The sequence below is a fragment of the Delftia sp. Cs1-4 genome (genome assembly GCF_000214395.1).
In the GTDB taxonomy this organism is placed as follows: Bacteria; Pseudomonadota; Gammaproteobacteria; order Burkholderiales; family Burkholderiaceae_C; genus Comamonas; species Comamonas acidovorans.
Genome location: NC_015563.1, coordinates 433,722 through 455,925, shown reverse-complemented (window position 1 = coordinate 455,925; position 22,204 = coordinate 433,722). Strand labels below are relative to the sequence as shown.

Sequence of the window (22,204 nt, the reverse complement as noted above, 5' to 3'; positions counted from 1 at the left end):
TCTGCTTGAATTTGAGGCGATGTTGCCTCTTCTGACATCGTAGAAAAAAAGCCTGGCTAACCGGCAGACCGCTGGCTGGCAAACCGACTTGCTGCAGGCTGAACAGGCCTGGCGAGTCGCCCCACGATGAAACTGAAAAAGGCTTGCAGCTCGAATTCCCCACCAGAGAGTTTCTTGCTGCATTGGGGCTGATCATAGCATCGAATGAGAATCAATCGCAACTAAAGCTGCAAATCTTTTTTTCTGCGCATCCTCGCCTGCATGAATTCATGGTCCCAGCAGCGCTGCGGGACTGTCCGAGCGGAGGACTTCCTGCGCCCAGGCAGTCAGCTTGCGTGTGTCGGCACGCAAGATTTCCTGCTTGACGACCAGTATCTGCGCCGGATGCATGGAAAAGCTGCGCAGACCCAGGCCGAGCAGCAGGCGCGTCATGCCCACATCCCCGGCGGTCTCCCCGCAGACACAGACGCTCTTGCCCTGCGCCCTTCCTTCGGCAATCACGTCTGCCACCAGCTTGAGCACGGCGGGATGCAAGGGGTCATAGAGATGGGCCACGGTCTCGTCGGCGCGGTCGATGGCCAGCGTGTACTGGATGAGGTCGTTGGTGCCGATCGACAGGAAGTCGAAGTAACGCAAAAAAGTGCGCACGATCAGCGCGGCCGCAGGCACTTCGATCATGGCGCCCAGCTTGACCGGGCCATGGGCCACGCCTCGCGCGTCGAGTTCGCTTTGCGCCAGCCGCACCTGGGCCAGGGTCTGCTCGATCTCGCTTTGGTGGGCCAGCATGGGAAACAGCAGATGGATCTGCCCATGCGCCGCCGCACGCAGGATGGCGCGCAACTGGGTGCGGAACATGGCAGGGTCAGCCAGGCTCCAGCGGATGGCGCGCAGACCCAGCGCGGGGTTCAGGTAGTAGTCCTTGGGCTGTGCCTTGTCCAGCGGCTTGTCGGCGCCTACGTCCAGCGTGCGAATGGTCACGGGCATGCCCTGCATGCCGTCCACGGCCTCGCGGTAGGCGCGGTACTGCTCTTCCTCACCGGGCAGGTTGCCGCCGCGCCCCATGAACAGGAATTCCGTGCGGAACAGCCCCACGCCCACGGCGCCTGCATGCACGGCCGCAGGCCCGTCGCCGGGTTGCTCGATATTGGCCAGCAACTCGATGCGCTCTCCGTCCAGCGTCAGCGCGGGCGTGTGGCGCAGGCGTGAGAGGCGCTCGCGCTCCAGCTCGTTCTGGCGCTGGCGAAAGCCATATTCGGCCAGGATGATGGGAGAAGGATCGACGATGACGACGCCTGCGTTGCCATCGATGATGATCCAGTCGTCCTGGCGGATCAGCTGGCTGGCCGCGCGCGCGCCGACCACGGCCGGGATGTCCATGCTGCGCGCCACGATGGCCGTGTGCGAGGTGCGCCCGCCCACGGCCGTGATGAAGCCGGCAAACAGCCGGCTCTTGAACTGCAGCATGTCCACCGGCGACAGGTCCTGCGCCACCAGGACCAGGGGCACATCGGTGACTTCGTCGAGCAGCAGCGGCTGCTGCGGCGCGCCCTCCCCCGTTGCATCGGCCCGCGGCAGCGCGGCAGGCGCGGGCACGGGGCTGGCCATGCCCTTCATGTAGCGCAGGATGCGCTCGACCACCTGCTCCAGGTCGGCCTTGCGCTCGCGCAGATACTCGTCCTCCATCTCGTCGAACTGGCGCGAGACGACCTCGAGCTGCGTGGTCAGCGCCCATTCGGCGTTGTAGAGACGATCGGAAATCCAGTGCTTGATGGCGGCGGCCAGGGCCTCGTCCTGCAACAGCAGCAGGTGGACGTCGAGCAGGGCATCGAGCTCGCCCGGCGCATCCTGGGGCATTTCATTCTGCAGACGGCGCAGCTCGTCGATGACGGCGTTGCGTGCGCTGCGGGCGCGGTCGATTTCCGCGTCCACCTGATCGGGCCGGATGAAGTAGTGCACCACCTCCATGCGGCTGGAGGCCACCACCACCGCGCGTCCTATCGCAATGCCCCGTGAAACGGCCAGTCCGTGGATTGCAAACGTCATTGCGCCTGTCCTTTGCCTGCTGCTGCGCAGGCCCCGGGCCGTCGCAATGCGGCAGCGTCCGGGCCCGGCGCGTGTTGCTCTTTTGCGCTCACCGTCTGCCAGCGCAGCGGAGGCCCATCACTGGCCTTCGCCAAATTTGTCGTTGATCAGGGCCGTCAGCGCATCCATGGCTTCCTGCTCCTGCGGTCCTTCGGTTTCCAGCAGCACCTCGGAGCCCATGCCGGCAGCCAGCATCATCACGCCCATGATGCTCTTGGCATTGATGCGCCGCTCGCCCTTGCTCATCCAGACTTCGCAGGGAAAGCTGCCTGCAAGCTTGGTGAGCTTGGCGGAGGCGCGGGCATGCAGGCCCAGTTTATTGCTGATGGTTATAGGGGTCTTGATCATTGGATGGTCGCGGACTCTGGTTCTGAGGCGTGTTCACGCCCACCTGCATCACCCCATGGCTGCCTCCCGCCAAGGCACGCTCGGCCACGGCTTCCAGCGCCTCGTGGCGATAGCCTATGGAGCGCAGCAGCATGGGCAAGTTCACTCCGGCCACCAGCCGCCCGGCAGGCAGTTGCGCCACCAGGCGCTGCGCCACGTTGCAGGGCGTCGCGCCAAAGAGGTCGGTCAGCACCAGCGTGGGCAGCGCCACCAGGCCGCCATGGTCCTCAAGCAACTGCTCGGCACGCATCAGGGTGGCCTCGGGCGGCTCCTGAGCGGGCACATCCAGGGCAAGGACGTCCTCGGCACTGTCGGCGAACACATGCAAGGCGCATTCGCGCAGTGCATGGGCCAAAGGTGCGTGGGTGAACAAAAGGATGCGCGTGGTCATGAAGTCACAGGGTTCGGAGTCGATTATGGCGTGCGCAGGCGCATGCAGGGCAACCGGCGCGCCTGCACTACGTTCCATGCCACAGCTGCCTCCCGCATCCGTGGCTCCGAAACCTGTTGCCGTTGCTATTGCAGTTGCAGGCTGGCGAAGAAGTTGTTGGCCTCGTCTGTGCGCGGCTTGTCGCTGTAGATGACGGCATGGTAGAGGCGTGCGCCTGCCGGCTCCATTCGTGCAAACCACACGCCATGGGCGGTGAGCTTCCAGCCCTGGGGCCCCACGCCTTCAAACGTGGTGCGCAGCGACTGCGGCAGATTCAGTGCACCCGCAGGCAGGAAAGGGCCATCTTCCTTGGAGCGCAGTTGCTTGGCGCCCGCCGGTGCCTGCCCCGGAGCACCCGGGTTCATCTGGCCGAGCACGGCTGCCTGCCAGTACGACAGCATCTCGGCGGCTCTGGACGGCTCGCTGACCAGGAAGTGGGACACCGCGTAGGTCGACGCATCGGCGTCGCATCCCATCATGGACATCTGCACCGTGCCCATGCCCTGGCCCAGCTCCACCGGCCGTGTTGCGGATTGCGGATCGCAGGGCAAGAGCACGCGCAGCGGCGTGCCTTCGACCGCGACCTGCCGCCAATCCAGCCTGGGACTGCAGGCGGCCAGGGGCGCCAACACCAGCATCGCGGCGCCAAGCCGCAGGGCCAGAGCGCGGCCCTTTGCTTTCGAAAAGCTTTCCATCAATGTCATGCCGGCATTATCGGCATGGCCCGACCTGTCCGAGCCCCGAACTTTTGCCCTTGCCGCGCATCGAAAGGCGGTGCACGGCATGCGTGCAGGCCTTCGGGCGCAACTTTGGGCACAATCGTCGCTATGGCAAGCAAACATTGGATCGCAGGCGTGGTGATCGCCGCAGCCGCCGGCATGGGCGCATGGGTGTATTCGGGTGCCGGCCAGACGGCCGCGCCGCAGTCCACGTTCGTGCTGCTGGACGGCAGCAAGCAGACCACGGCCGACCTCAAGGGCAAGGTGACCTTGGTGAACTTCTGGGCCACCAGCTGCACCACCTGCGTGGCCGAAATGCCCGAGATCGTTGCCACCCACCAGAAATTCCAGAGCCAGGGGTTCGAGACCCTGGCCGTGGCCATGAGCTACGACCCGCCCAGCTATGTGGTGAACTTCGCCGATTCGCGCAAGCTGCCTTTCAAGGTCGCGCTGGACAACACCGGCGCCGTGGCCCGGGCCTGGGGCGATGTGCAACTGACTCCCACCACCTACATCGTCAACAAGCGTGGCGACATCGTGAAGCGCTATGTGGGCGCACCTGACTTCGCGGAGTTGCATCGGCTGATCGAGAAGCTGCTGGCCGAGGCCTGATACAGCGCAGACCAGGGCACAAAAAAACCGGCACCAGGCCGGTTTTTTTCATTGGGGCATCCTCCGCCCGCCGCTCAACGGCTGCGGAAGCTGTCGTGGCACGCCTTGCAGCTGGCGGCAGCCGGGCCGAAGGCGGCCTTGAGCTGGTCCAGGTTGCCGGACTTGGCCGCAGCCGCGAGCTTGACCGTCTCGGCCTGCATCTTCTCCGACAGGTCTTGGAACTTGGCATGCTCCTTCCAGATTTCAGGCTTGGCCTTTCCACCTTCCGTGCCCGCGCCGAACGCGGCCCAAGGCAGCTTGGCCATGAAGGCCACCACCTCGGCGTTTTCCTGGGCCGCCTTGGCATCGAAGGGGATCTTTCCGTTCGCCATGGCGCCCAGGCGCCCGAAATGCTGGCCCAGCACGGCGAGCGCGCCCTGGCGGTACTTGATGGCGTCTTCGGACTTGGCGAACTGTGCGGACGCGGGCAGCGCCGTGGCGGCCACCAGAGCGGCCAGCGCCCATGCAGAAACTTTCTTCATCGTGGTTTTCCTTTGGGAGTGTGGGGAAATCTGCCGGACCAGTATGGCAGCGGCATCTTGCCGGCGCCGCTTTGATTGACCACGGCCAGGGTGCATTCCTGGTCCTCGCAGGAATGCGGGGCGGCACAATGCCCCATCCCCATCCCCATCCCCATCCCAGCTTTCATGCCATGGCACAAGAATCGACCGCACAAGGCGCCGCCAAGCACAAGGTCCGCATCTGGGACCTGCCCACCCGGCTGTTTCACTGGCTGCTGGCCGCAACGGTGGTCGGCCTGGTCGTGACGGCCAAGCTGGGCGGCAATGCCATGAACTGGCATCTGCTGCTGGGCCATGCCATGCTGGCCCTGCTGCTGTTTCGCCTGCTTTGGGGCCTGGTGGGCGGCCGCTGGTCGCGCTTTGCCAGCTTCATCCACGCGCCGGCCACCGTGCTGCGCCATGTGCGGGGACAAGGAACGGAAAGCGACAGCGCAGGCCACAGCCCGCTGGGCGCACTGTCCGTGTTTGCCATGCTGGCCGTGCTGATCGCCCAGGTGGGCAGCGGGTTGCTCAGCGACGACGAGATTGCGTTCTCCGGGCCGCTGGGCCGCTTTGTATCGGGCGACACCGTGGCACAGGCCACCGCCTACCACGCGCACTGGGGGCAGTATCTGCTGTACGCGCTGGTGGCCCTGCACCTGTTGGCCATCCTGTTCTATGCCTGGCGCGGACTGGGTCTGGTGCGCGCCATGGTGACGGGAGACAAGCACTTGCCCGAACCCCTGCCCTCTTCACGCGACACGGCAGCCAGCCGCCTGTTGGCCTTGGTCCTGGCGTTGGTGGCGGGGGCCGCCGCATGGTGGGTGCAGCAGCTGGGGGATGCTTTCTGACGGCGTGGCCAGATGTTGCCAGCTTGCCGCTACACTGCGTTTTCCGTCGTTTTAGCCAAGTGCCCGTGGACAAGCCTGCTGTCGCCTTGCTGGCGCCGAATCCCCTGGAAGACATGGACGAAGTCCGCCAGATCTTCCAGGAGTACGCCGCAAGCCTGGATGTCGATCTGCAATTTCAAGATTTCGAGGCCGAGATCGCCGATCTGCCTGGCGACTACGCATCGCCGCGCGGCCACATCCTGCTGGCCAAGGTCGATGGCGCCGTGGCCGGCTGCTGCGCCTTGCGTCCGCTGGACAACTGCGATTACGCCAACGCCGCCGAGATGAAGCGCCTGTTCGTGCGCAAGGCCTTTCGCGGTTTCGGCCTGGGCCGCCAGCTCGCCGAGGCCATGCTCGATGTGGCGCGCCAGGCCGGCTATGACCATGTGCTGCTGGACACGCTGGACGACATGGAGTCGGCACGCGCCCTCTACACGGACCTGGGCTTCGAGGAAATCCCGCCCTACTATCACAACCCCATCGCAGGGGCGCATTACCTCAAGGCCGATATCTTCTAGGGCCCGGCGGAGGCAGCCCCCTGAAATACAAAAAGGCATTGCACCTGGGTGCAATGCCTTTTTTCGCAAAAGCGCGGTGCCCAGGCCCGGCAGGCCTGCAGCACGATCAGGATCAGGCCTTGGCCTGGCCCAGCAGGGTGGCAGCGTCGCTGACTTCGAACTTGCCAGGGCCTTCCACGTTCAGCGTGGCGACCTTGCCGTCCTTGACCAGCATGGAGTAGCGGTTGCTGCGCAGGCCCAGGCCCTTGCCGTTCAGGTCCAGCGTCAGGCCGGTGGCCTTGGCGAAGGCGGCATCGCCGTCGGCCAGCATGCGCACCTTGCCGTCGGTCTTCTGGTCACGGGCCCACGCGCCCATCACGAAGGCGTCGTTGACCGACAGGCACCAGATCTCGTCCACGCCGGCAGCCTTGAAGGCTTCGGCCTGCTCCACGAAGCCGGGCACATGTTTGGCCGAGCAGGTGGGAGTGAATGCGCCGGGCACGGCGAAGACCGCGATGGTCTTGCCGGCAGCGGCTTCGGGCAGCTTCACGGGGTTGGGGCCGATGCTGCAGCCATTGCCTTCGACTTCCACGTATTCCATCAGGGTGGCAGCGGGCAGGGCATCTCCGACTTTGATCATCTCTATCTCCTTTGTGGTGCAAAACCGGGGGCTGCCGAAATGGCGGTCCCCAAACGAAAAAACGACCCACATTGTGGGTCGTTTCCTGTGGCCTTGCAGCCGGTGGGCCTGTGTAGGCTTACACCAGAGCAGCCTTTTGCACCAAGCGGGTAGCAACCCAGTTCTTGGTCTTGGACAGCGGGCGGCTTTCCGTGATTTCAACCACGTCGCCCAGCTTGTATTCACCTTGCTCGTCGTGAGCGTGGTACTTGCTGGACTTGATCATGATCTTGTCATAGATCGGGTGCTTGACGCGGCGTTCAACCATGACCGTCACGGTCTTGGCACGCTTGTCGCTGACCACCTTGCCAATCAAGGTGCGCTTGAGGGATTTTTTAGCTTCCGTCATGTCGGCTTCCTGATTACTTGGCAGCTTGCTTTTCAGCAAGGATGGTCTTGGCGCGGGCGATGTCACGGCGCGTGGTACGCAGCGTGTTCGTGTTACCCAGCTGTTGCGTAGCCTTTTGCATACGCAGGCCAAAGTGAGCCTTTTGCAGGGACTTCACTTCGGCTTCCAGGCCGGCAACGTCTTTTTGGCGGAGTTCAGCAGCTTTCGTCATGTTGTTCTCCTTAGGCACCAATTTGACGGGACACGAAGGTCGTACGCAGCGGCAGCTTTGCAGCGGCCAGGCGGAACGCTTCACGAGCCAGCTCTTCAGGGACGCCCACGATTTCGTAGAGCACCTTGCCGGGCTGGATTTCGGCCACGTAGTACTCGGGGTTGCCCTTACCGTTACCCATACGCACTTCTGCGGGCTTGGTAGAGATTGGCTTGTCCGGGAACACGCGGATCCAGATACGACCGCCACGCTTGACGTGACGCGAGATCGCGCGGCGAGCCGCTTCGATCTGACGCGCCGTCAGGCGACCACGGTCAGTGGACTTCAGGCCGAAGTCACCGAAAGCAACGGAGTTACCACGCGTTGCGATACCGGTGTTGCGACCCTTTTGCTCCTTGCGGTATTTGCGGCGAGCAGGTTGCAGCATCTTTATTCTCCTTTACCGTCCGCTGCTGTAGCGGGCGCGTCAGTCTTGCGAACGCGCTTAACGGAATCAGCGCCAGCGCCGGCGGGCTTATCGCTGCCGTCAGCAGGTGCTGCGTTAGCGCCTGCGGGGCGGCGGGCACCACGGCCAGCACCGTCACGACGACCATCGCCGCGACCATCACGGCGGGGGCCGCGAGGACGACGTTCTTCTTCGGGGCGGGGTGTCTCGGCTGCCGGCAGGTCGTTACGACCCAGCGTGTCACCCTTGTAGACCCAGACCTTCACACCGATCACACCGTAGGTCGTCTTGGCTTCGGAGAAGCCATAGTCGATGTCGGCGCGCAGTGTGTGAAGTGGCACACGGCCTTCGCGATACCACTCGCAACGTGCAATTTCGATACCGTTCAGACGGCCCGAAGACATGATCTTGATGCCTTGGGCACCCAGACGCATGGCGTTTTGCATTGCACGCTTCATGGCGCGGCGGAACATGATGCGCTTTTCGAGCTGCTGGCAGATCGAATCGGCGATCAGCTTGGCATCGATTTCAGGCTTGCGCACTTCTTCGATGTTCACAGCCACGGGCACGCCCAGACGGGTTGCGAGTTCCTTCTTCAGGTTCTCGATGTCCTCGCCCTTCTTGCCGATCACGACACCAGGACGTGCCGAGAAGATCGTGATGCGGGCGTTCTTTGCAGGACGCTCGATCAGGATGCGCGACACGGCGGCATTCTTCAGCTTGGCCTTCAGGAACTCGCGCACCTTGATGTCTTCGGCCAGCATGCCGGCGAAGTCACGGTTGCTTGCGTACCAACGGCTGGCCCAGTTGCGGCTAACAGCCAGGCGGAAGCCGGTAGGATGGATTTTCTGTCCCATATTCTTCCCAGGCCTTTCAGTTGCCAACCGTCACGTACACGTGGCACGTGGGCTTGCTGATGCGATTGCCGCGGCCCTTTGCACGCGCGGTGAAGCGCTTGAGCGTGGTGCCTTGTTCGACGAAGATGGTCTTGACCTTCAGTTCGTCGATGTCGGCGCCGTCGTTGTGCTCGGCGTTGGCGATGGCGGACTCGAGCACCTTCTTGATGATCACGGCAGCTTTTTTCTGCGTGAACGTCAGGATGTTCAGGGCTTGGTCCACTTTCTTGCCGCGGATCAGGTCCGCGACCAGGCGACCCTTGTCCACAGACAGGCGGACGCCACGGAGAACAGCACGTGTTTCAGACATGTTCTATTCCTTACTTCTTGGCTTTTTTGTCCGCCGGGTGACCCTTGAAGGTACGGGTCAGCGCGAATTCGCCGAGCTTGTGGCCGACCATCTGGTCAGTCACATACACGGGCACGTGCTGCTTGCCGTTGTGCACGGCGATGGTCAGACCGATGAACTCGGGCAGAACCATGGAGCGACGCGACCAGGTCTTGACGGGCTTCTTGTCCTTGGTGGCGACGGCCTTTTCGGCCTTTGCCAGCAAGTGATGGTCAACAAACGGACCCTTTTTAAGAGAACGAGTCATTTGCTACCCTTTACTTCTTGCGACGCGACACAATCATCGACTGCGTGCGCTTGTTGTTACGGGTACGGTAGCCCTTCGTCAGGTTGCCCCATGGGTCAACAGCGTGACGACCTTCACCGGTCTTGCCTTCACCACCACCGTGCGGGTGATCGACAGGGTTCATCACCACGCCGCGAACGGTCGGGCGGATACCCATCCAGCGCTTCACACCGGCCTTGCCCAGACGGCGCAGGCTGTGCTCTTCGTTGGCGACTTCACCGATGGTCGCGCGGCATTCGATGTGCACCTTGCGCACTTCGCCGGAACGCATACGCACTTGGGCGTAGATGCCTTCACGGGCCAGCAGCGTAGCCGACGTACCTGCCGAACGGGCGATCTGCGCGCCAGCGCCGATCTTCAGTTCGATGCAGTGGATGGTCGAACCCACGGGGATGTTGCGGATCGGCAGGGTGTTGCCCACGCGGATCGGGGCTTCCGAACCGCTGACGATCGTTGCGCCGACTTCCAGGTTGCGCGGAGCAATGATGTAGCGACGCTCGCCGTCGGCATAGCACACCAGAGCGATGTGGGCCGTACGGTTGGGGTCGTACTCAATGCGCTCGACCTTGGCGGGGATGCCGTCCTTGGTGCGCTTGAAGTCCACCACGCGATAGTGGTGCTTGTGGCCACCGCCCTTGTGACGGGTGGTGATGTGACCGTTGTTGTTACGGCCCGACTTCTGGTGCTGAGGCTCCAGCAGGGGGGCGAAACCTGCACCCTTGTGCAGATGGTCACGCGTGACCTTGACCGTGCCGCGTTGGCCGGGGGTCGTCGGTTTGAGCTTGATAACAGCCATGATTACGCAGCCTCCCCGGACAGGTTCAGCTCTTGACCGGGCTTGAGCATCACGTAGGCCTTGCGAACGTGGTCGCGGCGGCCAGTGGTCTTGCCAAAGCGCTTGGTCTTGCCCTTGATGTTCACCACGGAGACACCAGCAACTTCCACCTTGAACATCAGTTCCACGGCGGCCTTGATTTCATGCTTGGTGGCGCTCTGCAGCACCTTGAACGTCACGGCGTTGGACTTCTCGGCAACCATGGTGGCCTTTTCGGACACGATGGGAGCAACCAACACCTGCATCAGACGACCTTCGTCAAACTTGAGCGTGCTCATTCGAACATCTCCTTGAGTTTGTCGATCGCACCCTTGGTGACGAGCACTTTTTTGTAGTGCACCAGCGACACGGGGTCGGCGTAGCGCGGCTCGACCACGAACACGTTCTTCAGATTGCGGGAAGCCAGGTACAGGTTCTCGTCGACTTCTTCAGCGATCACCATGACCGATTCCAGGTTCATGGCCTTGAACTTGTCGGCCAGCACCTTGGTCTTGGGGCTTTCGAGCTTGAGCGAGTCCACCACGGCCAGACGGCCTTCGCGGGCCAGCTGCGACAGGATGGCAACCATACCGGCGCGGTACATCTTCTTGTTGATCTTCTGCGTGAAGTTTTCTTCAGGCAGATTCGGGAAGATGCGGCCGCCGCCACGCCACAGAGGCGAGGAAGACATACCGGCACGAGCACGGCCGGTGCCCTTTTGCTTGAACGGCTTGGCAGTCGTGTGACGAACCTGCTCGCGGTCCTTCTGAGCGCGAGTGCCCTGACGTGCGTTGGCACGGTAGGCGATCACGATCTGGTGGACGAGGTCTTCGTTGAATTCACGACCGAAAACAGTCTCGGGCGCATCGAACTTGGATGCGGCCTGGCCTTGTTCATTCAGGAGTTCGAGCTGCATTAGTTCGCTCCCTTGGAAGCTTTGGCCTTGATGGCGGGGCGCACCGTCACGAAGCCACCCTTGGAGCCCGGAACAGCGCCCTTGATCAAGAGCAGTTGGCGTGCTTCGTCAATGCGAACCACGTCGAGATTTTGGGTGGTGATGGTTTCATCGCCCATGTGACCGGTCATCTTCTTGCCCGGGAACACGCGACCTGGATCCTGGGCCATCGAGATGGAGCCGGGAACATTGTGCGAACGGCTGTTGCCGTGCGAGGCGCGCTGCGAGCGGAAGTTGTGACGCTTGATGGTGCCGGCGAAGCCCTTACCGATGGAAGTGCCTTGCACGTCCACCTTCTGGCCCACCGAGAACAGCTCGGCGACGGGCAGGACGGAGCCTGCGGCGTACTTGCCAGCGGTTTCTTCGGTCACGCGGAATTCACCCATCACTTCACCGGCTTCGACACCTGCCTTGGCAAGGTGGCCGGCTTCTGGCTTGGTCACGCGAGATGCCTTGCGCGAACCGAAAGTGACCTGCAGGGCCACGTAGCCATCGTTCTCTTGGGTTTTGACCTGAGTCACACGGTTGTTGGACACATCCACCACCGTGACGGGCACTGCGTCCCCGTCATCGGTGAACAGACGCATCATGCCCACCTTGCGACCCAGCAACCCGAGGGAGTTGCTCAGACTCATTTGTTTGCTCCAAAACTTTCGCCGCTGAAACTGCAATTGGCCCAGCGTTGCGCTCCCGCCCCAGATGTCCAAGGCCTTGCGCACGAAAGAAGGTTGATAAAACTTCGCTCAAGAAAGGCGAAGCCCCAAATTTTAACGCGAACTGCCTTTTCAAGCAAGTTCGCGTTAAATCAAAGCCCTTCAACGGCCCCGCAAGGGGCCGTGAAGTTCTTATTGCAGCTTGATCTCGACGTCCACGCCTGCGGGCAGGTCCAGCTTCATCAGAGCGTCAACCGTCTTGTCAGTCGGGTCAACGATGTCCATCAGGCGCTGGTGAGTGCGGATTTCGAACTGGTCGCGGCTGGTCTTGTTGACGTGCGGCGAGCGCAGGATGTCGAAACGCTTCATGCGTGTCGGCAGGGGCACGGGACCCTTGACGATCGCGCCAGTGCGCTTGGCAGTGTCAACGATTTCAGCAGCCGACTGGTCGATCAGCTTGTAGTCAAACGCCTTCAGGCGGATGCGGATTTTTTGCTTGGACATTGTGTATTCCTAGTTTTCCAAGAATTACGCAATGATCTTTGCAACCACGCCAGCGCCCACGGTACGGCCACCTTCGCGGATAGCGAAGCGCAGACCTTCTTCCATGGCGATGGGGGCGATCAGCTTGACGGTGATCGACACGTTGTCGCCAGGCATCACCATTTCCTTGTCGGCGGGCAGCTCGATGGAGCCGGTCACGTCGGTCGTACGGAAATAGAACTGGGGACGGTAGTTGTTGAAGAACGGAGTGTGGCGACCACCTTCGTCCTTGGACAGCACGTACACCTCAGCCGTGAAGTGGGTGTGGGGCTTGATGGAGCCGGGCTTGCACAGCACTTGGCCGCGTTCCACGTCTTCACGCTTGGTGCCGCGCAGCAGCAGACCCACGTTGTCGCCAGCTTGACCTTGGTCCAGCAGCTTGCGGAACATTTCCACGCCGGTGACGATGGTCTTCTGGGTGTCGCGGATACCGACGATTTCGATTTCTTCGCCGACCTTGATGATGCCGCGCTCGATACGGCCAGTCACCACGGTGCCACGGCCAGAGATCGAGAACACGTCTTCCACGGGCATTGCAAAGGCGCCGTCCACAGCGCGCTCGGGCGTGGGGATGTAGGAGTCCAGTGCTTCAGCCAGGCGCAGGATGGCAGGTTCGCCCTTGTCGGACTGGTCGCCTTCCAGGGCCAGCTTGGCCGAGCCGCGGATGATGGGGGTGTCGTCGCCGGGGAAGTCGTACTTGGCAAGCAGCTCGCGCACTTCCATTTCGACCAGTTCCAGCAGCTCTTCGTCGTCCACCATGTCGCACTTGTTCAGGAACACGATGATGTAGGGCACGCCCACCTGACGGGCCAGCAGGATGTGCTCGCGGGTCTGGGGCATGGGGCCGTCAGCGGCCGAGCACACCAGGATGGCGCCGTCCATTTGAGCAGCGCCGGTGATCATGTTCTTGACGTAGTCGGCGTGGCCGGGGCAGTCAACGTGAGCGTAGTGGCGACCGGCCGTTTCGTACTCGACGTGGGCGGTGTTGATCGTGATGCCGCGAGCCTTTTCTTCAGGTGCTGCGTCGATCTGGTCGTAAGCCTTGGCTTCGCCGCCGAACTTCTTGGACAGAACGGTAGCGATAGCAGCCGTCAGGGTCGTCTTGCCGTGGTCCACGTGACCGATGGTGCCAACGTTGACGTGCGGCTTGTTCCGCTGGAATTTTTCTTTTGCCATGATTTCTCCGAAAGAGCAAAACCTGTGTGATGTTTAAGGTCTGCACCCCATTGCTTGGTCGCCCCGCACAGGTGACAGGGCGGCATGGGATCGCAGACCGGCAAAAACCGCAGCACCCCGGCGCCAAAACGCCTGGGTGCTGCGATTCAAAAGCCTTCAATTATACAAAAAAGCTTACTTCGAGCGAGCAGCAACGATGGCTTCGGCCACGTTACGGGGAGCTTCAGAGTAGTGCTTGAACTCCATCGTGTACGTAGCGCGGCCTTGCGTCTGCGAGCGCAGCGACGTGGCGTAGCCGAACATTTCCGACAGAGGCACTTCAGCCTTGATGGACTTGCCGCCGCCGGCCATGTCGTCCATGCCCTGCACCATGCCGCGACGCGAGGACAGATCGCCCATCACGGTACCGGCGTAGTCTTCGGGCGTCTCGACTTCCACAGCCATCATGGGTTCCAGGATGACGGGGCTGGCCTTGCGGGCAGCTTCCTTGAAACCGAAGATGGCGGCCATCTTGAACGCCATTTCGTTCGAGTCCACATCGTGGTACGAACCGAAGGTCAGCGTGACCTTCACGTCCACGACGGGGTAGCCAGCCAGCACGCCGGAAGTCAGCGCTTCGATCACGCCCTTCTCGACTGCGGGGATGTATTCGCGAGGAACCACACCGCCCTTGATGGCGTCGACGAACTCGAAGCCCTTGCCGGGTTCCTGGGGTTCGACCGTGAACACCACGTGGCCGTACTGGCCCTTACCACCGGACTGGCGAACGAACTTGCCGTCCACGTCCACGACCTTCTGGCGAATGGTTTCGCGGTAGGCAACCTGGGGCTTGCCCACGTTGGCTTCCACGTTGAATTCGCGCTTCATGCGGTCAACGATGATTTCCAGGTGCAGCTCGCCCATGCCGGCGATGATGGTTTGGCCCGATTCTTCGTCGGTACGCACGCGGAACGACGGATCTTCGGCAGCCAGGCGGGACAGGGCGATGCCCATCTTTTCCTGGTCGGCCTTGGACTTGGGCTCCACGGCCTGTGCAATCACGGGCTCGGGGAAGACCATGCGTTCCAGCACGATGGGGGCGTCCACGGAGCACAGCGTTTCGCCGGTCGTCACGTCCTTCAGGCCCACGCAGGCAGCGATGTCGCCGGCGCGGATTTCTTCGACTTCCACGCGCTCGTTGGCCATCATCTGCACGATACGGCCGATGCGTTCCTTCTTGCCCTTGACCGAGTTGAACACGGTGTCGCCCTTGGTCAGGACGCCCGAGTACACGCGCACGAAGGTCAGCTGACCGACGAACGGGTCGGTCATCAGCTTGAAGGCCAGTGCCGCAAACTTTTCACCGTCGTCGGCCTTGCGGCTGAGCTTGGTTTCTTCGTTTTCGGGATCGGTACCGGTGACGTCAGGGATGTCCACAGGCGCCGGCAGGTAGTCGATCACGGCGTCCAGCATGCGCTGCACACCCTTGTTCTTGAAAGCGGTACCGCACAGCATGGGCTGGATTTCGGTAGCCAGCGTACGAGCGCGCAGGCCGGCCTTCACGTCTTCTTCGGACAGAGTACCTTCTTCCAGGTACTTGTTCATCAGCTCTTCGCTGGCTTCAGCGGCGGCTTCCACGAGGTTCTCACGCCACTTGTTGGCGGTCTCCACCAGCTCGGCGGGGATCTCGTGGTATTCGAACTTCATGCCTTGCGAGGCTTCGTCCCAGATGATGGCCTTCATCTTGACGAGGTCGACCACGCCCTTGAAGTTGTCTTCGGCGCCGATCGGGATCACGACGGGCACGGGGTTGGCCTTCAGGCGCAGCTTCATCTGGTCAACGACCTTGAAGAAGTTGGCGCCGGTACGGTCCATCTTGTTCACGAAGGCCAGACGGGGCACCTTGTACTTGTTGGCTTGGCGCCACACGGTTTCCGACTGGGGCTGCACGCCGCCCACGGCGCAGTACACCATGCAGGCGCCGTCCAGCACGCGCATGGAACGCTCCACCTCAATGGTGAAGTCCACGTGGCCGGGGGTGTCGATGATGTTGAAACGGTGCTCGGGGTAGGACAGGTCCATGCCCTTCCAGAAGCAGGTCACTGCAGCGGAAGTGATGGTGATGCCGCGCTCTTGCTCTTGCTCCATCCAGTCGGTCGTAGCAGCGCCGTCGTGCACTTCGCCCAGCTTGTGGGTCACACCGGTATAGAACAGGATACGTTCAGTGGTGGTGGTTTTGCCTGCGTCGATGTGGGCGGAGATACCGATGTTGCGGTAGCGCTCGATGGGGGTCTTGCGAGCCATGATGGATCCTTGATCGTATGGAGGGAGTCTCTGCCCGTTCCAGCCTCATGGTGCAGACGGACAGCAGTCTTATCTGGGGATGCTCCTAATCGAGACAAGGCCGCAGGCAAAAATGCATGCGGCCTGTCTGATCGGGAGCGAAGTGCTCTTAGAAGCGGAAGTGGCTGAATGCCTTGTTGGCTTCGGCCATGCGGTGAACTTCGTCACGGCGCTTCATGGCGCCGCCACGGCCTTCGGTGGCCTCGAGCAGTTCGTTGGCCAGGCGCTGGGCCATGGACTTCTCGCCGCGCTTGCGGGCGGCTTCCTTCAGCCAACGCATGGACAGGGCCAGGCGACGCACGGGGCGCACTTCGACGGGCACTTGGTAGTTGGCACCGCCAACACGGCGGGACTTCACTTCGACCATGGGCTTGACGTTGTTGATGGCAACAACGAAGGCTTCCAGCGGGTCTTTGTCAGGGTGCTTCTTTTGAATCAGGTCCAGGGCACCGTAGATGATGCGTTCTGCGACCGCCTTCTTGCCGCCTTCCATGATCACGTTCATGAACTTGGACAGCTCGACATTGCCGAACTTGGGATCCGGCAGGATTTCACGTTTGGGGACTTCGCGACGACGTGGCATTTTTTACCTCTATCTTGCTTCAGTTGGCATCTTTTCAGACACCGCGAGAGTCAACAGGACTCCCACTTACTCGACCCGCGCAAAACACTTGCGTTTGGGGTCACTACGCTGAATCTCGCGCCACGCGGGATACAGCACCTTCCTCGAAAAAACGCAGGGCTTACTTGGCCTTGGGCTTCTTCGCGCCGTACTTGGAACGGGATTGCTTGCGGTCCTTGACGCCTTGCAGGTCAAGGGAGCCACGCACGATGTGGTAACGCACACCGGGCAAGTCCTTCACACGGCCGCCGCGCACCAGAACAACGCTGTGCTCTTGCAGGTTGTGGCCTTCACCACCGATGTAGGAGATGACCTCGAAGCCGTTGGTCAGGCGCACCTTGGCAACCTTACGCAGAGCGGAGTTAGGCTTCTTAGGCGTCGTGGTGTACACACGGGTGCACACGCCGCGGCGCTGAGGGCAGTTTTCCATAGCAGGGCTCTTGGATTTGACAACTTCGACCGTGCGGCCCTGACGCACGAGTTGGTTAATGGTTGGCATTAATAAACGTCCCTAAACGTGAATTGCTTGCGAAAAGCGAAAACGTGAATCCCTTCGGAAATTCCGAAAAGCCCTCGACTGTACCAGCTTGCGGGAGATCGCACAACTGCACCCCCTCCAAGCCAGTACGCGAGGGCCTGCGCGACAGGCGCGGGGCTTACTTGATCCAGAGGCGGATCGCATCCCAGGCACGGCCGAAGAAGCCTGCCTGCTCCACGCCTTCCAGCGCCACCAGCGGCACTTCGGCCACGGTGTCGGCACCCATCTTGACCTTGAGCGTGCCCATGGCCTGGCCCTTGGTGAACGGGGCGATCAGCGGGTCCTGGCGCACGACTTCGGTGCTCAGCTTGCCGCCGCTGCCGGCCGGCACGGTGACCACGATGGGCGTGGTGCGGCCGATCTTGACGGTGTTCGCCTTGCCCTTCCAGACTTCGGGCGTGGCCACGGCCTGCTCGGCATCGAACAGCTTGACCGAATCGAAGGCCGCATAGCCCCAGTTCAGCAGCTTCTGGCTTTCATTGGCACGTGCGTTCTCGCTGGCCGCGCCCAGCACGATGGAGATCAGGCGGCGGCTGCCCACGTTGGGCAGGTCGCGCTTGGCGGTGGCCACCAGGCAGTAGCCTGCGGCGGCCGTGTGGCCGGTCTTGAGGCCATCGACGGTCGGGTCGCGGAACAGCAGCGAGTTGCGGTTGGTGCCGTTGGAGGCCGGCGTGCCTGGATAGAAGTACTTCTTGGTCGAGTAGTAGTGCATGTACTCGGGGAAGTCCTGCATCAGGCGCTGGGCGAGGATGGACAGGTCGCGCGCCGTGGTCAGGTGGCCGGGCTCGGTCAGGCCTTCGGGGTTCTTGTAGCTGGTGTTCTTCATGCCCAGCGCCTTGGCCTGCTCGTTCATGAGCCGCACGAAGTTCTCGGCCGAGCCGCCCACGCCTTCGGCCAGGGCCATGGTGGCGTCGTTGCCGGACTGCACGATCATGCCCTTGACCAGGTCATCGACCGGCACCTGCATCTTGGGGTCGATGAACATGCGCGAGCCGGGCATCTTCCAGGCGCGCTCGCTCACGGGCAGGCGCTGCTCCAGCGTGATCTTCTTGGCGCGCAGCGCGTCGAAGACCAGGTAGCCGGTCATCAGCTTGGTCAGCGAGGCCTGCTCGATGGGCGCATCGATGTCCTTGGCGCCCAGCACCTGGTTGGCGGTGACATCGACCAGCAGATAGTTGCGCGCCGCGATTTCGGGCGGCTGGGGCGGGGTGATCTGCGCCAGCGCCAGGGCCGGCGCCATGGCGGCCGCCAGTGCCAGGACTCGCAGCGTGGAGGAAAGTGGCTTCATGAGGAAAACTCTCGCTAAAGGGCAGGGAATGCAGGAAAGGCGAAAACATGCCCGCCCGATGGGGCAGGCCTGTTGAGCAGCGGCGCGGGCCGCTAGGGGAGTGAGCGCAAATGGCGGACCACGAGGCTTTTGAGCAGCGGCAATTGTCCGTGAAAGAAATGACCGCCCCCGGGCACGACGGTAACAGGCAGTATCTGCGGGCGCGCCCAGTCCATGACGGCAGACAGAGGCACTGTGTCATCGGCTTCGCCGTGCACCACCAGGGTCCGGTCATGGGCCTCAGGCGGGACAGGCGCCACGGTGAAACGGCTGGCCGCCGTTCCCACCAGCACCGCCTTTTCCACCCGGCCCTCGCTCCAGAGCTCCGCCAGCACATGGCTGGTGACGAAGGCTCCGAATGAGAAGCCGGCCAGCGCGATCGGTCCTTCGGGGGCGACCTGGCGGACCACGGACAGCATGTCCTGGGCCTCGCCGACGCCTGCGTCGTGCTCGCCGGCACTGGCGCCCACGCCGCGGAAGTTGAATCGCACGGCCGTGTAGCCGCACTGCACGAAGGCACGCGCCAGGGTCTGCACCACCTTGTTGTCCATGGTGCCGCCGAACAGCGGATGGGGGTGGGCGATGATGGCCACGCCGCGCGGCGGTGCATCGGCGGCCGGCGCATCGCGCAGGGCCTCCACGGCCCCGGCAAGGCCGGTCAAGGTCAAACGTTCGGTCTGCGCATTCACAATCGCTATCCTAGTAGTAGCAGCCAATCCAAGCTGACAAAGCACTGATGCCCGGAAAGGCCCAAAGTTCCAGCCGGCGCTCAGCGGCCCACGTCGGGCGGCAGCAGCAGGCGCTCCACGGGCTGGCCGTTCTTGAGGTGGGACTCGACGATCTCGTCGATGTCGGACTCGTCCACGAAGGTGTACCAGGTGCCTTCGGGGTAGACCACGGCCACGGGCGCGCCCGCGCAGCGGTCCAGGCAACCGGCCTTGTTCACGCGCACCTGGCCCTTGCCGGCCAGGCCCAGCTGCTTGACCTGCTTCTTGCAGTGGTCAAAGCCCGCCTTGGCGCCGTGCAGCGCACAGCAGTCCTCGCCGTTGGGCCTCTCGTTGAGGCAAAAAAAGATGTGGCGCGCATAGTAGTTGCCTGCGCCTTGCTGGCCGCTGTCGGCCCCGGGACGTGGGTGTTCGCTCATGGAGCGGATTCTAGGCCTGCGGCACTGCAGGCGCCGGGGGCGGCGGCGGTGCCGCATCGCGGCGCGCCAGCCTGAGCAGCACATAGACCAGGGTCGCATAGGGCCACAGCCAGCCCAGCCACTGGCCCAGCCCGTAGAAGCGGATGAAGCGGCCCTGCTCCCAGGCCTGCAGCGTTTCCGAGAAATAGGCGCTGGTGGGCGCCTGGTTCAGGATGCTCAATTGCAGCACCAGCACCAGCAGCAAGAGGGCCGCACACGCCCGGCGCGGCAGCGGCATGGCCACCATGGCCAGGCCCAGGCCACCCCACACGCCCATGCGCACCGGCAGGTCCACCCACTCCCAGGCATGGGCCGGCCCCCAGCTCAGCGCAGCCGACAGTGCCGAGACACCGATGCCGATCACCACCGCAGAGCCCGCCAGCATGGCGCGCCGGCCCATGTGGCGCATCACGCAGTAGGCCAGCAGACAGGGCACCCACAGGCCCAGCATCACGCACAGCATCTCGGTCACGGGCGACAGCGGCGTCAGCGCGGACTCGCGCAGCGGCAGCCACATGAGGAAGGGCGTGCCTTCAAGCAGATCCAGCAGCCCCTGCTCCAGCCGCTCCAGCACCTGGCCCAGGCCAAAGGGCACGGCGGCGGGAAAGAGCAGCGCCCAGGGCCACAGCGCCAGCAGCACCATGGCGCCGCCGCCGTCCTCGCCCAGCCAGTGGGTGCGAAAGGCGCTCCAGCGCGCCAGCGCGCCCAGCCGCTCCAGCAGCAGCGCCACCAGCGCCCCCAGCAGGGTGCCGCCCGCATTGAGCACCAGATCCAGGTTGGAGGGAACACGCCGCGGCAGGTAGATCTGCAGGAACTCCATGGACAGCGACAGAAGCGTGCCTGCCAGCGCCGCCAGCGGTACGGCCGCGCGCGGGCTGCCGCTGCGCACCAGGGCCAGCGCCAGGAAAAAGCCCAGCGGCGCGTAGCCGACGATATTGATGTTGATGTCGAACCAGGTCCAGTACGGCGGCGGGATCTTTGCCGTCAGGAAGACCAGCGGATCAATGCCCTGGGCACGCCAGCCATCGAAAGGAAACAGGCTGGCGAAAACGATGAGCACCGCATAGACCAGCGCCAGCGGCCAGGCCGAAGTCTTTTGCACCACGCCCTGCCTCCCTCTTCGTTGGATCGGTTTCTCAGAAAGGTTTGACGACCACCAGGATGACGATGGCCACCAGCAGCAGCACCGGCACCTCGTTGAAGAAGCGGAACCAGCGGTGGCTGTGCTGGTCCCGGTTGTCGATCAGCTTGCGCAGCAGGCGCGCGCAGGCGTGGTGGTAGCCGATGACCAGCAGCACGCCGGCCAGCTTGGCATGCATCCAGCCGTTGCCCGGCCCCTTGCCGATGCCGTAGCCCAGGTACAGCCACAGGCCCAGGCCCAGTGCGGGCACGGCCAGCAGCGTGGTGAAGCGCAGCAGCTTGCGTGCCATCAGCAGCAGGCGCTCGCGCTCGGCCACCGAGCCGGGCGTGACCATGGCCACGTTGACGAAGATGCGAGGCAGATAGAACAGGCCCGCGAACCAGCTTGCCACGAAAACGATATGAAAGGCTTTGACCCACAGCATGCGGGCAGTGTACGTGCGTACAGGGGTGCGCCAGGCTGCGCAGGCGCAAAAGCCGAGTCCCGCGTGCCGGCGTCGTCGCCAGGGTTGCGGGGCCTGCGGCGGGAATGGGGCACAATTTTCGGCATGCATCTGTCCAGCCCCACCCCCTTCCCGCACAACCGCCCTCGCCGCCTGCGCCGCGATGCCTTCACGCGCAATCTGGTGCGCGAGAACGTGCTCACGGCCCATGACTTCATCTACCCCGTGTTCGTGCACGAAGGCACGAACCAGCGCGAGGCCGTGCCCTCCATGCCCGGCGTGGACCGCCTGAGCCTGGACCTGCTGCTGCCCGTGGCCGAGCAGTGCGTGCAGCTGGAGATCCCGTTCCTGGCGCTGTTCCCCGCCATCGAGACCTCGCTGAAGACGCCTGACGGCAAGGAAGCGCTCAACCCCGACGGCCTGATCCCGCGCGTGGTGCGTGCGCTCAAGAAGGAGTTCCCGCAACTGGGCGTGATGACCGACGTGGCCCTGGACCCCTACACCAGCCACGGCCAGGACGGCATCCTGGATGAGTCCGGCTACATCATCAACGACGAGACCGTGCAGGTACTGGTGGGCCAGGCCCTGAACCATGCCGAGGCCGGCGTGGACATGGTGGCGCCCAGCGACATGATGGACGGCCGCATCGGCGCCATCCGCGAGGCGCTGGAGGCCCACGGCCACATCCACACCCGCATCATGGCCTACAGCGCCAAGTACGCCAGCGCCTTCTACGGCCCGTTCCGCGATGCCGTGGGCACGCGCGGCGCGCTGGGCAAGGCCGACAAGAACGTCTACCAGATGGACCCCGCCAACACCGACGAGGCCCTGCGCGAAGTCGCCCAGGACCTGGCCGAAGGCGCCGACATGGTCATGGTCAAGCCCGGCATGCCGTACCTGGACGTGGTGCGCCGCGTCAAGGACGAGTTCGGCGTGCCCACCTTTGCCTACCAGGTCAGCGGCGAGTACGCCATGCTCAAGGCCGCCGCCGCCAACGGCTGGCTGGACCATGACCAGGTGATGATGGAATCGCTGCTGGCCTTCAAGCGCGCGGGTGCCGACGGCATCCTGACCTACTTCGCCATCGACGCCGCGCGCAAGCTGCGCGGCTGAGCGC

General features: G+C 63.3%; 30 protein-coding genes. 4 read left to right on the top strand and 26 right to left on the bottom strand.

Going from position 1 to position 22,204, the window contains the following annotated elements; all coding sequences use genetic code 11:
• Positions 1 to 267: 267 nt before the first annotated feature.
• From ptsP to DELCS14_RS02055, 4 genes are all read right to left on the bottom strand, one after another.
• Positions 268 to 2,043 carry a phosphoenolpyruvate--protein phosphotransferase gene (gene ptsP, locus DELCS14_RS02070; RefSeq protein ID WP_013800256.1) on the bottom strand — a complete coding sequence of 592 codons (1,776 nt, stop codon included), beginning with the start codon at positions 2,041 to 2,043 and terminating at the stop codon, positions 268 to 270.
• Between the two features lie 117 nt (positions 2,044 to 2,160).
• Positions 2,161 to 2,430: an HPr family phosphocarrier protein gene (locus DELCS14_RS02065; RefSeq protein ID WP_012202346.1), complete on the bottom strand. Its 270-nt coding sequence runs from the start codon at positions 2,428 to 2,430 to the stop codon at positions 2,161 to 2,163.
• A complete protein-coding gene (locus tag DELCS14_RS02060) occupies positions 2,399 to 2,860 on the bottom strand; it encodes a PTS fructose transporter subunit IIA (protein WP_170962107.1) in 462 nt (153 codons plus the stop codon). Before DELCS14_RS02060 ends, DELCS14_RS02065 begins: the two co-directional genes overlap by 32 nt.
• Positions 2,861 to 2,985: 125 nt before the next feature.
• Positions 2,986 to 3,603, bottom strand: coding sequence for a hypothetical protein (locus tag DELCS14_RS02055; RefSeq protein WP_170962108.1), 618 nt, complete (start codon positions 3,601 to 3,603; stop codon positions 2,986 to 2,988).
• A 123-nt stretch (positions 3,604 to 3,726) separates the two neighbouring features.
• On the opposite strand from DELCS14_RS02055, the gene DELCS14_RS02050 reads away from it, so the two are divergent.
• A complete protein-coding gene (locus tag DELCS14_RS02050; protein ID WP_043780365.1) occupies positions 3,727 to 4,230 on the top strand; it encodes a TlpA disulfide reductase family protein in 504 nt (167 codons plus the stop codon).
• 74 nt (positions 4,231 to 4,304) lie between these two features.
• Here DELCS14_RS02050 and DELCS14_RS02045 read toward each other — a convergent pair whose 3' ends face one another.
• Positions 4,305 to 4,751 carry a cytochrome c gene (locus DELCS14_RS02045; RefSeq protein WP_013800253.1) on the bottom strand — a complete coding sequence of 149 codons (447 nt, stop codon included), beginning with the start codon at positions 4,749 to 4,751 and terminating at the stop codon, positions 4,305 to 4,307.
• Positions 4,752 to 4,921: 170 nt separating this feature from the next.
• On the opposite strand from DELCS14_RS02045, the gene DELCS14_RS02040 reads away from it, so the two are divergent.
• Together DELCS14_RS02040 and DELCS14_RS02035 are read left to right on the top strand one after the other, a co-directional pair.
• Positions 4,922 to 5,620 carry a cytochrome b/b6 domain-containing protein gene (locus DELCS14_RS02040; protein ID WP_013800252.1) on the top strand — a complete coding sequence of 233 codons (699 nt, stop codon included), beginning with the start codon at positions 4,922 to 4,924 and terminating at the stop codon, positions 5,618 to 5,620.
• A gap of 65 nt (positions 5,621 to 5,685) precedes the next feature.
• Positions 5,686 to 6,177 (top strand): GNAT family N-acetyltransferase, encoded by a 492-nt coding sequence (locus DELCS14_RS02035; protein WP_013800251.1) that lies wholly within the window; start codon positions 5,686 to 5,688, stop codon positions 6,175 to 6,177.
• 112 nt (positions 6,178 to 6,289) lie between these two features.
• Here the strand turns inward: DELCS14_RS02035 and DELCS14_RS02030 are convergent, their stop codons facing one another.
• From DELCS14_RS02030 to DELCS14_RS01930, 21 genes are all read right to left on the bottom strand, one after another.
• Positions 6,290 to 6,796, bottom strand: coding sequence for a peroxiredoxin (locus DELCS14_RS02030; RefSeq protein WP_013800250.1), 507 nt, complete (start codon positions 6,794 to 6,796; stop codon positions 6,290 to 6,292).
• Positions 6,797 to 6,914: 118 nt separating this feature from the next.
• Positions 6,915 to 7,184, bottom strand: a complete 270-nt coding sequence (gene rpsQ / locus DELCS14_RS02025; RefSeq protein WP_012202338.1) for a 30S ribosomal protein S17 — start codon at positions 7,182 to 7,184, stop codon at positions 6,915 to 6,917.
• A 13-nt stretch (positions 7,185 to 7,197) separates the two neighbouring features.
• A complete protein-coding gene (rpmC, locus tag DELCS14_RS02020) occupies positions 7,198 to 7,395 on the bottom strand; it encodes a 50S ribosomal protein L29 (protein WP_012202337.1) in 198 nt (65 codons plus the stop codon).
• Positions 7,396 to 7,405: 10 nt separating this feature from the next.
• On the bottom strand, positions 7,406 to 7,822 hold the full coding sequence (gene rplP / locus DELCS14_RS02015) for a 50S ribosomal protein L16 (protein ID WP_012202336.1): 417 nt from the start codon (positions 7,820 to 7,822) through the stop codon (positions 7,406 to 7,408).
• A gap of 2 nt (positions 7,823 to 7,824) precedes the next feature.
• On the bottom strand, positions 7,825 to 8,697 hold the full coding sequence (gene rpsC / locus DELCS14_RS02010; RefSeq protein ID WP_012202335.1) for a 30S ribosomal protein S3: 873 nt from the start codon (positions 8,695 to 8,697) through the stop codon (positions 7,825 to 7,827).
• Between the two features lie 16 nt (positions 8,698 to 8,713).
• Positions 8,714 to 9,046, bottom strand: a complete 333-nt coding sequence (gene rplV, locus DELCS14_RS02005; protein WP_012202334.1) for a 50S ribosomal protein L22 — start codon at positions 9,044 to 9,046, stop codon at positions 8,714 to 8,716.
• A 10-nt stretch (positions 9,047 to 9,056) separates the two neighbouring features.
• Positions 9,057 to 9,332 (bottom strand): 30S ribosomal protein S19, encoded by a 276-nt coding sequence (gene rpsS, locus DELCS14_RS02000; protein WP_012202333.1) that lies wholly within the window; start codon positions 9,330 to 9,332, stop codon positions 9,057 to 9,059.
• A gap of 10 nt (positions 9,333 to 9,342) precedes the next feature.
• Positions 9,343 to 10,167 carry a 50S ribosomal protein L2 gene (gene rplB, locus DELCS14_RS01995; RefSeq protein WP_012202332.1) on the bottom strand — a complete coding sequence of 275 codons (825 nt, stop codon included), beginning with the start codon at positions 10,165 to 10,167 and terminating at the stop codon, positions 9,343 to 9,345.
• A 2-nt stretch (positions 10,168 to 10,169) separates the two neighbouring features.
• Positions 10,170 to 10,484 carry a 50S ribosomal protein L23 gene (rplW, locus tag DELCS14_RS01990; protein WP_012202331.1) on the bottom strand — a complete coding sequence of 105 codons (315 nt, stop codon included), beginning with the start codon at positions 10,482 to 10,484 and terminating at the stop codon, positions 10,170 to 10,172.
• The gene (rplD, locus tag DELCS14_RS01985) at positions 10,481 to 11,101 is read right to left on the bottom strand and encodes a 50S ribosomal protein L4 (RefSeq protein WP_012202330.1); all 621 of its coding nucleotides are present in this window, start codon (positions 11,099 to 11,101) and stop codon (positions 10,481 to 10,483) included. The genes rplW and rplD overlap by 4 nt, the downstream gene beginning before the upstream one ends.
• The gene (rplC, locus tag DELCS14_RS01980; protein ID WP_012202329.1) at positions 11,101 to 11,775 is read right to left on the bottom strand and encodes a 50S ribosomal protein L3; all 675 of its coding nucleotides are present in this window, start codon (positions 11,773 to 11,775) and stop codon (positions 11,101 to 11,103) included. The genes rplD and rplC overlap by 1 nt, the downstream gene beginning before the upstream one ends.
• 210 nt (positions 11,776 to 11,985) lie before the next feature.
• Positions 11,986 to 12,297: a 30S ribosomal protein S10 gene (gene rpsJ / locus DELCS14_RS01975; protein WP_003059431.1), complete on the bottom strand. Its 312-nt coding sequence runs from the start codon at positions 12,295 to 12,297 to the stop codon at positions 11,986 to 11,988.
• A 24-nt stretch (positions 12,298 to 12,321) separates the two neighbouring features.
• Positions 12,322 to 13,512 (bottom strand): elongation factor Tu, encoded by a 1,191-nt coding sequence (gene tuf, locus DELCS14_RS01970; protein ID WP_013800249.1) that lies wholly within the window; start codon positions 13,510 to 13,512, stop codon positions 12,322 to 12,324.
• Positions 13,513 to 13,686: 174 nt separating this feature from the next.
• On the bottom strand, positions 13,687 to 15,795 hold the full coding sequence (gene fusA / locus DELCS14_RS01965) for an elongation factor G (protein ID WP_013800248.1): 2,109 nt from the start codon (positions 15,793 to 15,795) through the stop codon (positions 13,687 to 13,689).
• A 148-nt stretch (positions 15,796 to 15,943) separates the two neighbouring features.
• Positions 15,944 to 16,417 (bottom strand): 30S ribosomal protein S7, encoded by a 474-nt coding sequence (rpsG, locus tag DELCS14_RS01960; RefSeq protein WP_012202326.1) that lies wholly within the window; start codon positions 16,415 to 16,417, stop codon positions 15,944 to 15,946.
• Between the two features lie 160 nt (positions 16,418 to 16,577).
• Positions 16,578 to 16,955 (bottom strand): 30S ribosomal protein S12, encoded by a 378-nt coding sequence (rpsL, locus tag DELCS14_RS01955; RefSeq protein ID WP_012202325.1) that lies wholly within the window; start codon positions 16,953 to 16,955, stop codon positions 16,578 to 16,580.
• A gap of 157 nt (positions 16,956 to 17,112) precedes the next feature.
• Positions 17,113 to 18,282, bottom strand: coding sequence for a D-alanyl-D-alanine carboxypeptidase family protein (locus DELCS14_RS01950; protein WP_013800247.1), 1,170 nt, complete (start codon positions 18,280 to 18,282; stop codon positions 17,113 to 17,115).
• Between the two features lie 92 nt (positions 18,283 to 18,374).
• On the bottom strand, positions 18,375 to 19,010 hold the full coding sequence (locus tag DELCS14_RS01945; RefSeq protein WP_013800246.1) for an alpha/beta fold hydrolase: 636 nt from the start codon (positions 19,008 to 19,010) through the stop codon (positions 18,375 to 18,377).
• Between the two features lie 80 nt (positions 19,011 to 19,090).
• Positions 19,091 to 19,465: a (2Fe-2S) ferredoxin domain-containing protein gene (locus tag DELCS14_RS01940; RefSeq protein ID WP_013800245.1), complete on the bottom strand. Its 375-nt coding sequence runs from the start codon at positions 19,463 to 19,465 to the stop codon at positions 19,091 to 19,093.
• A gap of 10 nt (positions 19,466 to 19,475) precedes the next feature.
• A complete protein-coding gene (locus DELCS14_RS01935) occupies positions 19,476 to 20,609 on the bottom strand; it encodes a VanZ family protein (RefSeq protein ID WP_013800244.1) in 1,134 nt (377 codons plus the stop codon).
• Positions 20,610 to 20,640: 31 nt separating this feature from the next.
• Entirely contained in the window at positions 20,641 to 21,069 is a 429-nt protein-coding gene (locus tag DELCS14_RS01930) for a CopD family protein (protein WP_013800243.1), read from the bottom strand.
• A 123-nt stretch (positions 21,070 to 21,192) separates the two neighbouring features.
• On the opposite strand from DELCS14_RS01930, the gene hemB reads away from it, so the two are divergent.
• Positions 21,193 to 22,200, top strand: a complete 1,008-nt coding sequence (gene hemB / locus DELCS14_RS01925) for a porphobilinogen synthase (RefSeq protein WP_013800242.1) — start codon at positions 21,193 to 21,195, stop codon at positions 22,198 to 22,200.
• Positions 22,201 to 22,204 lie beyond the last annotated feature (4 nt).